The following is a 12,939-nucleotide window of genomic DNA, read 5'->3' as shown; positions in this document are numbered from 1 at the left end:
CCAGGCTTGTTCAACAAACCTGGCCATTGTGGCGCGCAATTTCGACAGCCTTACTTGGCCAGGACCACTTTGCCGTCCTTGACTTCGCCGAAGACGGTGATCTCGGCGTTGATGGCCTCGTGGTCATCCTTGCTGTACGGTTTGGCGTAGGTGGTGACCACGCCTTCCACTTTCTCGCTCAGGTTTTCCAGCGCGGCTTTGACTTTCGGGCCGTCGGTGCTGCCGGCCTGCTTGATGGCCGCAGCCAGCAGGTAGATCGAGTCGTAGCCCTGCGCGGCCGATACCGGCGACGGCATGCGGCCCTGCGGCGGGTTGTAGGCCTTGGCGTAGGCGTCGATGAAGGCCTTGCGCTTGGGCGTGTTGGCGTCCTGGATGAAGGTCTGCGGCATGCGGGTGCCGTTGCCGTTCTTGCCGGCGTTGTCGATGAAGTTGGCCATCGACAGGGTCCAACTTCCGATCAGCGGTACTTTCCAGCCCAGTTTTTCCATGCCGTTGGCGATCTGCGCCAGTTCGGGGCCGATGCCGTAGGTGAGCACCACTTCGGCGCCGGCCTGCTTGGCTTTCAACAGCTGGGCCGTCATGTCGACGTCCTTGATGTTGTACTTCTCGATGGCGACGGCCTTCATGCTTTTCTCGGCCAGGGCTTTTTCCAGGTCTTCGCGGCCCAATTGGCCGTAGTTGGTGGAGTCGGCCAGGATGGCGACCTTCTTGAACTTGCGATTGTCGACCGCTTCCTTGATGATCATGTGCGACTGGATCTGGTCGTTGGCGGAGTTGCGGAAGATGTAGTTCTCCGGCTGATCGGCGAACTGCTTGGTGATGATGGAGCCGGTGGCGACGTTGTTCATGACCGGGATCTTGGCGTCCTGGTAGAAGCGCTGCGAGGCCAGCGCCACGCCGGTGTTGATGTAGCCGACGGTGGCGACGACTTTTTCCTTGTTGATCAGTTCCTGCGCGATCTGCACGCCGCGTTCCGGCTTGGCTTCGTCGTCGCGTTCGACCAGCTGGATCTGGCGGCCCAGGATGCCGCCCTTGGCGTTGATGTCGGCCACGGCCAGCTTGACGCCGTCGCGCATCGAAACGCCCATCGGCGCGGAGCCGCCGGTGAAGGGACCGGACACGCCGATCTTGATGGGATCAGCCGCCTGCGAGGAAGCCGAGAAACCGAGTACCAGACCTGCAACCAGCAATTTCAATTTGAAATCCATGTGCTATCTCCTGTGTTGTTGTGCAACGCGTACAACGTTTTTATAGTGGTTTTATGGTGAAAAACTCACCCCATCGGAAAAACATTGTAGGTTAGTAGAACATCATCAGCAACAGATAGCTGTGCGGCGTTGCAGCAAGGGCTGTGCACCGCAAGCGACGCGGCTTCGCCCGTGTAAGCAGGCCGTAAGGATTACATGCCTGGGGTGGCGTGTTTGAGGGCGCGGTTGGCGAAGCGCAGCTGGGTTTCGGCCAGCGCTTCATTGCGCTCGAAGCCCATGGAGCCGTCGCGCAGGCCGATGGCCATGGCCATCACGGCTTCCGGATATTCCAGGTCGGCCGCTTTTTCGATCCAGCGGCGCGCGGCCTGCTCGTCGCGCTTGACGCCCTCGCCGCTCAGGTGCAGCTTGGCCAGCGTGAACATGGCGGCCGGGTTCTGGCGGTTGGCGGCGAACTGCAGCCAGTGCGCGGCGGCCTTGAGGTCGCGCGCGACGGCCATGCCGTTGCGGTACATCATGCCCAGGTAGTAGGCCGCCTGCGCGTCGCCCTTTTTGGCGGCGCCGCTGAACAGTTCAAAGGCGCGCGGCAGGTTGGCCGGCACGCCTTCCGAGCCGCGCAGGCACAGGCGGCCCTCCTCGACCGGACCGGCCGAAGCGACGCCGGGCAGCGTCAGGCCGACGACGGCGACCGCAATGGCGGCGGCCGTGGCCGCAGCGGTGGCGATGCCGGTGAAGATGGCTGGGCGCGCGCGCTTCATTTGCTCAAGTCGATGGCGTACAGGGCAAAGCCTTTGCCGCCGCCATCGTCCGTTTTCAGTTGCGTCACGCCGGCCAGGCCGGCATCGCGCGCCAAGTCCATCAGGCCGGGCGCGGCGTGGAACACCACCGCCCCCTTGGCTGCCACCGGCGCGAAACGCCAGCTGCGGGCGGCGCCGTTGCGGGCGCGGCTCAGTTGCTTGGTCTTCTGGATGTAGGCGATCAGCACGTCGCGGCTGGAGTCCGGCGCGGCCACCACGGTCTTGCCGCCGTCCAGGCCGGGGAAGTTGCCGCCGCCGCTTGCGCGGTAGTTATTGGTCGCGACCAGGAATTCCTGCGCCGGCGACAGCGGCGCACCTTTATAGTGCAGATCGACGATGCGCTGGCCGACAGGCTGCGTGACGTCGATGCGATAGCTGACGTCGGCGCTGGTCAGCATGTCGAAGTTATAGCCGGCGAAGGCGGTGTTGACCAGTTCCTGCGGCGCACTGCTGGCCGGGTCGATGCGGTTGAAACGTTCGGCCGATTTTTCCAGCCAGGCTTTCAGGCCGGCGCCGTCGATCTTCACCGCGTGCAGCGCGTTCGGGTACAGATACAGGTCGGCGGCGTTGTTGAGCGCCACCGCGCCGGGCTTGACGTCGGTGTAGTCGGCCACGCCGGCGGCGCCGGTCTTGAACGGCGACGCCATCGACAGCACCGGCAGCGCCGCGTATTGCGGCAGGTTGGCCTTGACGTAGTCTTGCACGTAGGCCGTCTGCGCCTGGTTGACCAGTTCAATGGCGGTGACGTCGCCGACGTCGGCAAAGTAGCTGCTCATGCGGAAATCGCTGGTGCCGACCGGTGTCTTGACGTAGCCGATGGTGGCCGCGTGCTCGTCGGCGACCAGCGCGCCGATGGCGGGATCGGCGGCCACATAGCTGCGGTCCGGATTCTGGATGGCGCGTGCTTCGACCGTGGTGCGGTCTTTATCGACCAGCCAGCGCTTGCCGTCGTACTTCAGGCGCAGGCCGATCACGCCCAGGTGCTTGCCCCACAGGTTGGCCATCACCGTCGGCACGCCGTGCACCGTGCCCTTGACCTTGTCCACGCCGGGCAGGTTGAACGCCGCCAGCGTACTGGCCGGATTCGGGAACGGCAGGTGCGCGTGGCCCGTCAGCATGGCGTCGATGCCGGGCACCTGGGCCAGGTAGTAGTTGGCGTTTTCCATCTGCGGCGTGTACGGTGCGCCGTCGATGCCGGCGTGCGAGATCGCCACCACCAGGTCGGCGCCCTCTGCGCGCATTTGCGGGATGTACTTCTGCGCCGACTCGCGCACGCCCTCGGCGTAGACCTTCCCTTCCAGCCATGCCTTGTCCCACGACAGCACGCCCGGCGGCGCGAAGCCGATGATGCCGACCTTGATGGTGGCCGTCAGCGGCTTGCCGTCCGGGCCGGTGGCGGCGATCCGGCGCGTCAGGATGCGGTATGGGGCGAACAGCGGCTGCCTGGTCTTCACGCTGTAGATATTCGCCAGCACGATGGGAAAGTTCGGGCCGGCGCAGGGAGCGGCATGGGCATCGGCGGCCACGCCGTCGACGTCGAAGCGGCTGCCGGTGACCTGGTTCAGGTAGGCCAGGCCGTAGTTGAATTCGTGGTTGCCGACGCCGGCGCCATCCACACCCAGCTGGTTCATGGCTTTATAAATGGCCACGGTCTGGCCGCAGCCCACCGGCTTGACCAATGCCTGGTAGTCGGCCAGCGCCGTGCCTTGCAGGGCGTCGCCGTTGTCGAGCAACAGATTGTTCGGGTATTCGGCGCGGGCCTGGCGGATCAGGGTGGCGGTGCGCTCCAGGCCGATGGAGGGATCGGCTTGCAGCTTGTAATAATCATAACTCAGCACATTGGCGTGCAGGTCGCTGGTCTCCAGCAGCGCCAGCGTGGCCTCCGCGCCGGCCGGGGCCGCGCCGAGGCCGCCTTGCGGCACGGAGGCGCAGGCGGTCAACAAGGCGGGCACGGCAAGATAGGCACGGTGGGCAAGACGCATGGACAGCAAAATGAAGTTACAGGCCGCAATATTGTATACCTTTCATAGCTAAAACGGCAGCTTTACGCGCCCGATCCGCTTGCCGCCGCGCGGCGCTGGGAGAGCGTAGCCGCTTACGGTATAATCCAAGGTTTGATTTCAGCCTTAGAAAAGAAGAAAACCATGGAAGCCGAACGCATCAACGCCCTTACCTCCCTGCTCGCCGATCTGACCACGCGCGAAGCCGAACTTCGGAGGTATCTTTGACTTCGATCGCAAAGTCGACAAGCTCGAACAAGTAAACGGCGAGCTGGAAGATCCAGCCGTCTGGAACGATCCGAAGAAAGCCCAGGAACTGGGCAAGGAAAAGAAATCGCTGGAAGCCGTCGTCGACGCGCTGACCAAGGCCAACGCCGACCTGAAGGACATGGCCGACCTGGTCGACATGGCCAAGGAAGAAGGCGACGACGACACGCTGGAAGCGCTGATCGTCGATGCGGAAGACGTCCGCAAGGTCATCGAAGGCATGGAATTCCGCCGCATGTTCAGCAATCCGATGGACCCGAACAACTGCTTCGTCGACATCCAGGCCGGCGCCGGCGGCACCGAAGCCCAGGATTGGGCTTCCATGCTGCTGCGCCAGTACCTGCGCTATAGCGAGCGCAAAGGCTTCAAGGTCGAGATCCTGGAACAGTCCGACGGCGAGGTGGCCGGCATCAAGACCGCCACCCTGAAGGTGGAAGGCGAATACGCCTACGGCTTCCTGCGCACCGAAACCGGCGTGCACCGCCTGGTGCGCAAGTCGCCGTTCGACTCTGCCGGCGGCCGCCACACCTCATTCGTGTCGCTGTTCGTGTATCCGGAAGTCGATGATTCGATCGACATCGAGATCAATCCGGCCGACCTGCGCATCGATACCTATCGCGCGTCCGGCGCCGGTGGTCAGCACATTAATAAAACCGACTCCGCAGTGCGTTTGACCCACGGCCCGTCCGGCATCGTGGTTCAGTGCCAGAATGACCGTTCGCAGCACCGCAACAAGGCTGAGGCGATGGAAATGCTGAAGGCTAAGCTGTACGAGATGGAACTGCGCAAGCGCATGAGCGAGCAGCAGAAGCTGGAAGACTCCAAGACCGACGTCGGCTGGGGCCACCAGATCCGTTCGTACGTGCTGGATCAGTCGCGCATCAAAGACTTGCGCACCAACTTCGAAACCGGCAACACCAAGGGTGTGCTGGACGGCGACATCGACGACTTCATCTCTGCTTCGCTCAAACAAGGCGTCTAATGACCGATCGTGCATTCATCTTCGACATGGACGGCACCATCGTCGACAACATGTCCTTTCACGTGAAATCGTGGCTGGAGTTTTTCCAGCGTCGCGGCCATACGGTCGATGCGGATGAATTCTTCCGCAACACGGCCGGCCGCCAGGGCCATGAAATCATGAGCACCTATATGGGCGCGCATTTGACCAAGGCAGAAAGCGCGGCACTCGACTTCGAGAAGGAAGAGCTGTACCGCGAGATGTACGCGCCGCACCTGGCGCCGACCACCGGCTTCGTCGACTTCATCGCGCGCGCCAAGGCGGCCGGCATCAAGCTGGCCGTGGCCACCGCCGCACCGAACGAGAACATCGACTTCACGCTCGACGGCCTGGACCTGCGCAAGGAGTTCCACGCCATCGCCGGCGCCGCCGATGTGGCGCGCGGCAAGCCGAATCCGGACGTGTTCCTGCTGGCGGCCGAGCGTGCCGGCGCCCTGCCCGTCAACAGCATCGTGTTCGAAGACGCGCCGCTGGGCGTGGAAGCGGCCCGCCGCGCCGGCATGCGCGCAGTGGTGCTGACAACCACTTTGCCGGCTGAAGCGTTCAAGGAATTCGACAATGTGATTGCTGTCGTCAGCGATTTCAGCGAGCTGGATGTGGACGAACTGTTCGCCTCCGCCACCAATTAATCATCACCTCAACATAAGTAAAGACCATGACTACGGATCTTCAAGAACAAGCAGCAGCGCCTGACGAGAACAAAATCATTGCGGAACGCCGCGCCAAGCTGGCCGCCATCCGCGAACAAGGCGTCGCCTTCCCGAACGACTTCAAACCTGAACACAAGGCCGCCGACCTGCACGCGCAATACGGCGAGAAGTCGCGCGAAGATCTAGAAGCCGCTCCGGTCACCGTCAAGCTGGCAGGCCGCATGATGTTGAAGCGCGAAGCCGGCAAGAAGGCCGCTTTCGCCACGCTGCAGGATGCCTCGGGCCCGAAAGCCGACGGCCGCATCCAGATCTACGCCACGCTGGACCTGACCGGCGAAGCCGCCATGGCCGCGCTGCACCACTACGACCTGGGCGACATCCTGGGCGTGGTCGGCACGCTGTTCAAGACCAAGACCGATGAGCTGACCATCAAGGTCACCGAACTGCGCTTGATCACCAAGTCGCTGCGCCCGCTGCCGGACAAGTTCCACGGCCTGGCCGACCAGGAAACCAAGTACCGCCAGCGCTACGTGGACCTGATCATGAACGAAGAGACGCGCCGCACCTTCAAGGCGCGTACCGCCGCGATTTCATCGATGCGCCGTTTCATGGAAAAGAACGAGTTCATGGAAGTGGAAACGCCGATGCTGCACGCCATTCCAGGCGGCGCGGCGGCCAAGCCTTTCATCACCCACCACAACGCGCTGGACATGCAGATGTTCCTGCGTATCGCGCCGGAGCTGTACCTGAAGCGTCTGGTGGTCGGCGGCTTTGACCGCGTGTTCGAGATCAACCGCAACTTCCGCAACGAAGGCGTGTCGGTTCGTCACAATCCAGAATTCACGATGATGGAATTCTACGCGGCCTACACCGACTACCACTGGCTGATGGACTTCACCGAAGCCATCATCCGCCAGGCCGCGATCGACGCGCACGGCACCGCGACGCTGACCTACGGCGGCCGCGGGCTGGATCTGGCCAAGCCATTCCATCGCCTGACCATCGTTGACGCGATCAACAAGTACGCACCGGGCTACACGCCGGAGCAGCTGACGGATGCGGAATTCATCAAGAAGGAACTGCTGAAGTTCGGCGTCAAGCCATTCGCCACCGCAGGTTTGGGCGCACTGCAACTGGCGCTGTTCGAAGAAACCGCCGAAGCGCAGCTGTGGGAACCGACCTATATCATCGACTACCCGGTGGAAGTGTCGCCGCTGGCCCGCGCTTCCGATACGCGTGAAGGCATCACCGAGCGCTTCGAACTGTTCATGGTCGGTCGCGAGATCGCCAACGGCTTCTCGGAGCTGAACGATGCCGAAGACCAGTCGGCACGTTTCCTGTCGCAGGTTGCGGCCAAGGATGCGGGCGATGAAGAGGCGATGTTCTACGACGCCGACTACATCCGCGCACTGGAATACGGCATGCCGCCGGCCGGCGGTTGCGGCATCGGCATCGATCGCCTGATGATGATCATCACCGACTCGCCGAACATCCGCGACGTGCTGCTGTTCCCGCACCTGCGCCGCGAAGATTAATCTACGCAACGCCGTTTCATCGACCGCCGCTCTGCCTAGGTATGAGCGGCTTTTTTACGACTATAAGTTGAATATTCTTAAAGAAACAACTATCCTTGTCAAGGAATTTTCTGAAATCAATTTGGAATATTTAACAAAAAACTTGATAAGGGGCTTTTATGCAGAACGAGGAAAAAGACCAACAAACTTTAGACGCCCCTGTTGTTACGCCACCTTCGGCTGCCAAGAAAGTCGTTTCCAGCAAGAGCAAAGTGCTCTCGACTTCTGCAAGATCGCCAAAATCTAGAAAACCTGCTGCAGCCAAAAAAACCATAGCAAGAAAAAACCTTCACCGGAAAAAGCAATAAGGCCAAAACGCCCGTTTCCCACTGTGACAATCGAAGAAGCTATTGTTATTCCTCAGAAAATCAAAGAACTCAACGGAGGAAATCCTTGGCGCCCATCCGATGTAGCCCAGTCAATGGACAGGAGTGAAAAATCTAGTTCTTTCTTTTATTTAGCCACTAGCGCGCGTGACTATGGCCTCACGGAAGGAACACGGGATACCGCAAAAATATCTCTCGGCCAAATTGGACGGCAATTCGTATACGCGGGAAACTCCGACGAAGAGAAAGAAAGCCTTCAAAAAGCTTTCTTTAATATCCCTATTTTTAAAGATGTTTACAACCATTACAAAGGCTCGACCTTACCAGAGTTAAAATATCTCGGAAATACTTTAACATCCGAGTTCGGATTACACTCCGAATTCCACGAAGATTTCCATCGACTTTTTCAAGAAAATTGCCGCTATATACAAAAATTTGGAGATTTCTCCGAACTTACTGGCCTACCATCCACCCCGAAGAAAACTGGCGATGCCTCAAATACTGGGGCTGTTATTACTCTAGCCAGTCCGTTGAAAGCCACTAAATTAAGAATATTTGTTGCACTCCCCTTCAGTGAAAAAAGCGGAAACTGGCCAAAAGGTTTTTTTAGCGAAGTTTTAAATGCACTTATAACTCCAGCTGGTGTCGATGCAGGCTTTAAGGTCGAGACTGCACGGAAGGAGGGTTCGGATATTATTCAAGCAACTATCGTCAATGATCTATTAAATGCAGATCTGGTTGTAGCAGATCTTACTGACCACAATCCTAACGTATTATTTGAATTAGGAATGCGTATGGCCTTTGATAAGCCTGTTGCATTGATACGCGCAGAAGGTACCGGGCAGATCTTTGATGTGGACAGCATGTTAAGAGTTTGGGAGTATAGTCCTAATCTCTAGAGATCATCGCTCGAAAGTGATATACCGGCTCTCACTGCGCACATCAAAGCTGCATGGGAAAATAGAAATTCAGGAAAAACATATCTCCAACTCCTTAAAGAACAGTGATTTTTAAATCGTTATAATTTTAAAAATCGACATAGACGCTTTTCGGACGAGTTTATTTCTAATCGAATGCAATATCTTCAAGGCGGATACGCCATTTTCGACGTTCGGGCAGTGTCCAGTCTTCTCGTTGCGAAGTGTCACGCTGCTCAATCGGTGGCGTGGAGGATAATACGGTAAGCGGCGCTGGCTCGACAGGCAGCCTCTCAGGGACTATTGGTACTGCTGTAGTAGCCGTGATGGCGATAGGCTGCGCGGGTATCCTTGCCAGCGCTTCCTGCTCCCGCAAAATCTCTTTGCGCAGCACGCAGGCCAGCTTGAATTGCTTGTCCCCCGGGCGGCGTATAAACAAGTCGTCCCACGCATTGCGGTTGGTGCGGGCGAAGGAGCGGGCAAACTGATTGGGCGAGACTTCTTTGCCTTGATGGATGATATGGTCACCTTCGACACAAGCATAGTTGTGCTCGCCATAGCTCCATGAGCGCAGCACTGTCCCTTCCGGCAGGAAGAGGCATTTCCATTGATAGCCGTGCAGGCCGTTGGGATCGCCAGTCTTCGGTTGCTTCTTTTGATCGGCCAGCCAGAATTGCACCGCGCCGGTGATGGCCTCAGACAGGTCCTGCGTGCCGCCGCGACGTTTTAATTGGTCAACTAGTTCGAGCAGGATATGGGTGGGTAGCTGCAGACTCATTGTGGTAAACATTCTTTTCTCTCCTCTCTTTTGTTCTTTTTTCTCCTTTTTAGACCTCCAAAAAATAAAGGAGTTCAAAAAAGAGGAAAAAAGAACAAAAAAGAACTGGAAAAAGAACGTTTACCACAGGGGGAAGAAAATGGCTCCCCTATGCATACCCTCAAAAAAACGGCCGCGCATTTCGGCGCGGCCGTGGGAGTTGAGCCAAGAGTGACTCAGAAAAGGGTGATGCTGCCCGACTCCAGTTCCTCCAGCACGCCCTCTTTCAGCAGGGTGTGATAGTGGAACACGCAGTTGCGGCCGGCTTTCTTGGCTTCGTACATGGCGCGGTCGGCGCGCTCCAGCACTGACTTTGGCAGCACCGTGGTGGAGATCATGCTGAAACCGCCGCTCAGCGTGATGCGGCCCACCTGAGGATAGCGATACGACTCCACCGCCTTGCGCAAGCGCTCGAACAACTGCACCGCCGTCTGCAGGTCGCGCGCCTCGACGATGGCGATGAACTCCTCGCCGCCGTAGCGGAACAGCAGGTCGGTGCGGCGCAAGGTCTTGCCCAGCACGCGCGACACCAGCAGCAGGATCTCGTCGCCGATCACATGCCCGAACTGGTCATTAATCTTCTTGAAGTGGTCGATATCCAGCACGCCCAGCCAGTAACAGTCGCGCGCGGCCAGCACCGGCGCCGGCGTGTTGGCCGCCGGCGGCAACTGCGTCGACAACTCCTCCCACAGGCGGTCCAGGCTGATTTCCATTGCATAGCGGTTGTGCAGGCCGGTCAGGCGGTCGCGCTGGCTGGAGTCCAGCAGCGCGTAATAATTCGAATACACCTGCAGCACGCCGGTCACCACCGCATCCTCCACCGCCGTCAGCAGGCGCCGGCGTTCGAAGATCAGGTAGCCGCACTGCTGCTCGCCGCTGCGTAGCGGATAGCAGAACATCAGGCCGTTGGGGCCGGACCGGTTGCAGGTCTGCCCCAGCAGGCGCACGTTGTCGATCAACAGGCCGATGTGCTCGGGAATATTGGTCTCGTTGCGGATCGCATCGATGCGTTCGGAAATGCGCTCGGCGCCATAGCAGTCGCGCGTGCCCGTGCGCGAGTGGTGCAGGATGTGGGTAATCTGGTGCTGCGCATTGATGCGGTACAGCGAGGTCTCCAGCACGCCGAGGATAGGCGCCAGGGTGCGCAGCAAACTCTGTTCGACCAACTGGGTGTCGCGAATCGCAGTGATGGCGCCCAGCTTTTTCAACGTGCCGGGCAAGGGCGACAGCGCCCGTTCGTTAGGCATTACATCTTCTCCTGCAGGAATATAGAGACGCATGATGCCGACGCCGGCCGCCGCTGTCACCATTCCAAAGAATGGTGGCGGCAAATGCGCCGAATCGGCAACAGATGTAATCAACATTGTGCAAATTTTAGGGTTTCCATTCTTTGGAATGGTGCCGCTGGCCGCGCGCCCTCCTACCATTTGCAACCTAGCCACGCCGTCCCGGCGTCGCTCAATAAACTGCCCGACATGATCCGCCGTTCTCATCACTCCATCGCATTCTTCGACCACCTCCGCGTCCTGCTGACCGGGCTATTCATCCTCCACCATTGCGCCGTGATGTTCGGCGCACCGGGCGTGTGGTACTTGCGCGTCCCCGCCGGCGACGCCGCGATGCAGGTGCCGCTGACCTTCTTCACCACGGTCAACCAGGCGTTCCTGCCGGCTTGCGTGTTTCTGCTCAGCGGCTACTTCACGCCAGCCGCCTGCGCCCGCAAGGGCTGGCGCGTATTCCTGCGCGACCGTCTGCTGCGGCTCGGCGTGCCGCTGCTGCTGTATGGTGTGGTGCTCGGTCCGCTGACGGCGGCGCTGGCCCGGCGCCGCGACAACGTCGAACTGTTCGACCTGGGGCCTTGCTGGTACTTGTTGGCGCTGTTGTTGCTGTCCACCCTGTATGCGCTGTGGCGGGTGCAGGCACGCCGCCTCAAACTGCGGCTGCGCACGCCGCGCGCGCCGGGCTTCGCCGCCCTGCTCGCAATGGCCGCGTGCTGCGCGGGCCTGGCGTTCGTGCTGCGGCTGGGCGGGCCGCTGCAGTTGCCGGCGCTGCCGGACCTGGAAACCGGCAGCCTGGCCAGCGCCTGCCTGCTGTTCTTCGCCGGCACCTCGCTGGCGCGCAGCCGCTGGCTGGAACGCATCAGCGCCGACGACCTGCGGCCATGGTGCATCATCGCGGCGCTGGCCATCCCGGTGCTGTGCCTGTATGCCGGCGCCACCTGCGCCTATGCCGACAGTCATGGCGACGTGGCGATGGCGTACCGGGGCGGCTGGGCCTCGCTAGGGTATGCATTGTGGGAACCGCTGCTGGCCTGGGGGCTGATCCTCGACCTGCTGTACCGCTTCCGCAGCACGCCGCAGCGCGCGTCGCCGTCGCCGGCGTGGCGCTGGTGGAGCGAGTCCGCCTATGCCGCGTGCCTGGTGCATCCGCCGGTGGTCACCGCGCTTGGCCTGCTATTGCTGGACGCGCCGCTCAACAACGGCGTCCGCTTCCTGATCGCGGGCGGCGCCGGCATCGTCCTCAGCTTCCTGCTGGCACGCGCCGTCGTGCGCATCCCCGCCGCGAAACGCATCCTGTCATGAAGCACCGCTCCCCGGCGCCGCTGCCGCTGTTGATATCGACGCTGGCGTTGGCCTGGCTGGCCATGCGGCCGGCCGACGCGCCAGCCGCGCCTTTCGAGCCGCTGGAACTGCAGATCGTGCAGCGCCCGCCCTACCTGATGGTGCAAGCCGACGGCACGATCAGCGGCATCGCCGTCAAGCCCACGCTGGACGCCTTCCGCAAGGCCGGCATCGAGGTGTTCTGGAAGGAAGTGCCGGCCGTGCGCCAGATGGTGCGCCTGAAAGCCAATCAGGAACGCGTGTGTTCGGTGGGATGGTACAAAACGCCGGAGCGCCTGCGCTTCACCAAGTTCAGCAGCCCGGTCTCGCACGACAGCCCGTGGGCCGGTTTTGCCGGACCGCAGATCCGGCTGCCGCGCGACATCACCGTGCGTGCGCTGTTGGCCGATCCGCGCGTGACCGTGCTGCTGAAGACCGGTTTTGTCTACGGCGACTACCTGGACCGCGAAATCAGTACCATGCGCGCCCGGCGCCAGGAAACCCATGCCGACATGCCGCAGGTATTGAAGATGATCGAAGTCGGCCGCGCGCAGATCACTTTTGCGCCCATCGAGGAAATCCAGTACTACCTGCGCCACTACGCCAACAGCGATACCGAGAGCATGGTGATCCCGTTCCGCGACATGCCGCCCGGCTACGCACGCCACCTGATGTGCAGCAAGCGCGTCGAAGACCAGTTGATCGCCCGCTTCAACGCCGCCCTGGTGGCGGCGCCGGGCCAGCGCAAGCCGGCCAACTGATACG

The 12,939-nt window shown here is 60.7% G+C and carries 12 protein-coding genes; 7 read left to right on the top strand and 5 right to left on the bottom strand.

Annotation, left to right across the window (positions count from 1 at the left end):
* Positions 1–50 precede the first annotated feature (50 nt).
* The 3 genes from ACXZ1M_RS26540 to ACXZ1M_RS26530 all read right to left on the bottom strand — a co-directional run bounded on the left by ACXZ1M_RS26540 (position 51) and on the right by ACXZ1M_RS26530 (position 3,984).
* A complete protein-coding gene (locus ACXZ1M_RS26540) occupies positions 51–1,208 on the bottom strand; it encodes an ABC transporter substrate-binding protein (protein WP_459050591.1) in 1,158 nt (385 codons plus the stop codon).
* Between the two features lie 191 nt (positions 1,209–1,399).
* A complete protein-coding gene (locus ACXZ1M_RS26535) occupies positions 1,400–1,963 on the bottom strand; it encodes a tetratricopeptide repeat protein (protein WP_459050590.1) in 564 nt (187 codons plus the stop codon).
* Positions 1,960–3,984, bottom strand: a complete 2,025-nt coding sequence (locus ACXZ1M_RS26530; protein ID WP_459050589.1) for a bifunctional 2',3'-cyclic-nucleotide 2'-phosphodiesterase/3'-nucleotidase — start codon at positions 3,982–3,984, stop codon at positions 1,960–1,962. The genes ACXZ1M_RS26535 and ACXZ1M_RS26530 overlap by 4 nt, the downstream gene beginning before the upstream one ends.
* Before the next feature lie 162 nt (positions 3,985–4,146).
* Here ACXZ1M_RS26530 and prfB point away from each other — a divergent pair.
* From prfB to ACXZ1M_RS26505, 5 genes are all read left to right on the top strand, one after another.
* Positions 4,147–5,251, top strand: a protein-coding gene (gene prfB / locus ACXZ1M_RS26525) for a peptide chain release factor 2 (protein ID WP_459050588.1) whose coding sequence is annotated in 2 segments (ribosomal slippage) — positions 4,147–4,227 and positions 4,229–5,251 — 1,104 coding nt in all. Because the reading frame shifts where the segments join, the coding sequence is not laid out codon by codon here.
* Entirely contained in the window at positions 5,251–5,919 is a 669-nt protein-coding gene (locus tag ACXZ1M_RS26520) for an HAD family hydrolase (RefSeq protein ID WP_459050587.1), read from the top strand. Before prfB ends, ACXZ1M_RS26520 begins: the two co-directional genes overlap by 1 nt.
* Before the next feature lie 26 nt (positions 5,920–5,945).
* Positions 5,946–7,475 (top strand): lysine--tRNA ligase, encoded by a 1,530-nt coding sequence (lysS, locus tag ACXZ1M_RS26515; protein WP_459050586.1) that lies wholly within the window; start codon positions 5,946–5,948, stop codon positions 7,473–7,475.
* A 158-nt stretch (positions 7,476–7,633) separates the two neighbouring features.
* Positions 7,634–7,822: a hypothetical protein gene (locus ACXZ1M_RS26510; protein WP_459050585.1), complete on the top strand. Its 189-nt coding sequence runs from the start codon at positions 7,634–7,636 to the stop codon at positions 7,820–7,822.
* A gap of 23 nt (positions 7,823–7,845) precedes the next feature.
* Positions 7,846–8,739: a hypothetical protein gene (locus tag ACXZ1M_RS26505; RefSeq protein WP_459050584.1), complete on the top strand. Its 894-nt coding sequence runs from the start codon at positions 7,846–7,848 to the stop codon at positions 8,737–8,739.
* A 166-nt stretch (positions 8,740–8,905) separates the two neighbouring features.
* Here ACXZ1M_RS26505 and ACXZ1M_RS26500 read toward each other — a convergent pair whose 3' ends face one another.
* A complete protein-coding gene (locus tag ACXZ1M_RS26500; RefSeq protein WP_459050583.1) occupies positions 8,906–9,547 on the bottom strand; it encodes a hypothetical protein in 642 nt (213 codons plus the stop codon).
* Positions 9,548–9,750: 203 nt separating this feature from the next.
* Positions 9,751–10,821, bottom strand: coding sequence for a GGDEF domain-containing protein (locus tag ACXZ1M_RS26495; RefSeq protein WP_459050582.1), 1,071 nt, complete (start codon positions 10,819–10,821; stop codon positions 9,751–9,753).
* A gap of 228 nt (positions 10,822–11,049) precedes the next feature.
* On the opposite strand from ACXZ1M_RS26495, the gene ACXZ1M_RS26490 reads away from it, so the two are divergent.
* Together ACXZ1M_RS26490 and ACXZ1M_RS26485 are read left to right on the top strand one after the other, a co-directional pair.
* Positions 11,050–12,156 (top strand): acyltransferase family protein, encoded by a 1,107-nt coding sequence (locus ACXZ1M_RS26490; protein WP_459050581.1) that lies wholly within the window; start codon positions 11,050–11,052, stop codon positions 12,154–12,156.
* Positions 12,153–12,935: a substrate-binding periplasmic protein gene (locus ACXZ1M_RS26485; protein ID WP_459050580.1), complete on the top strand. Its 783-nt coding sequence runs from the start codon at positions 12,153–12,155 to the stop codon at positions 12,933–12,935. The genes ACXZ1M_RS26490 and ACXZ1M_RS26485 overlap by 4 nt, the downstream gene beginning before the upstream one ends.
* Positions 12,936–12,939: the final 4 nt, after the last annotated feature.

It is taken from the genome of Duganella paludis, assembly GCF_054461335.1.
The sequence above is the reverse complement of the archived record's forward strand: the minus strand, read 5'-3'. Positions and strand labels throughout refer to the sequence as shown.

Bases quoted from the DNA above. Each gene is read 5' to 3' on its own strand.
- ACXZ1M_RS26530 (WP_459050589.1), bottom strand. From the start codon at position 3,984: ATGCGTCTTGCCCACCGTGCCTATCTTGCCGTGCCCGCCTTGTTGACC.
- ACXZ1M_RS26495 (WP_459050582.1), bottom strand. From the start codon at position 10,821: ATGCCTAACGAACGGGCGCTGTCGCCCTTGCCCGGCACGTTGAAAAAG.
- ACXZ1M_RS26520 (WP_459050587.1), top strand. From the start codon at position 5,251: ATGACCGATCGTGCATTCATCTTCGACATGGACGGCACCATCGTCGAC.
- ACXZ1M_RS26535 (WP_459050590.1), bottom strand. From the start codon at position 1,963: ATGAAGCGCGCGCGCCCAGCCATCTTCACCGGCATCGCCACCGCTGCG.
- ACXZ1M_RS26540 (WP_459050591.1), bottom strand. From the start codon at position 1,208: ATGGATTTCAAATTGAAATTGCTGGTTGCAGGTCTGGTACTCGGTTTC.
- ACXZ1M_RS26490 (WP_459050581.1), top strand. From the start codon at position 11,050: ATGATCCGCCGTTCTCATCACTCCATCGCATTCTTCGACCACCTCCGC.
- lysS (WP_459050586.1), top strand. From the start codon at position 5,946: ATGACTACGGATCTTCAAGAACAAGCAGCAGCGCCTGACGAGAACAAA.
- ACXZ1M_RS26485 (WP_459050580.1), top strand. From the start codon at position 12,153: ATGAAGCACCGCTCCCCGGCGCCGCTGCCGCTGTTGATATCGACGCTG.
- ACXZ1M_RS26500 (WP_459050583.1), bottom strand. From the start codon at position 9,547: ATGTTTACCACAATGAGTCTGCAGCTACCCACCCATATCCTGCTCGAA.
- ACXZ1M_RS26510 (WP_459050585.1), top strand. From the start codon at position 7,634: ATGCAGAACGAGGAAAAAGACCAACAAACTTTAGACGCCCCTGTTGTT.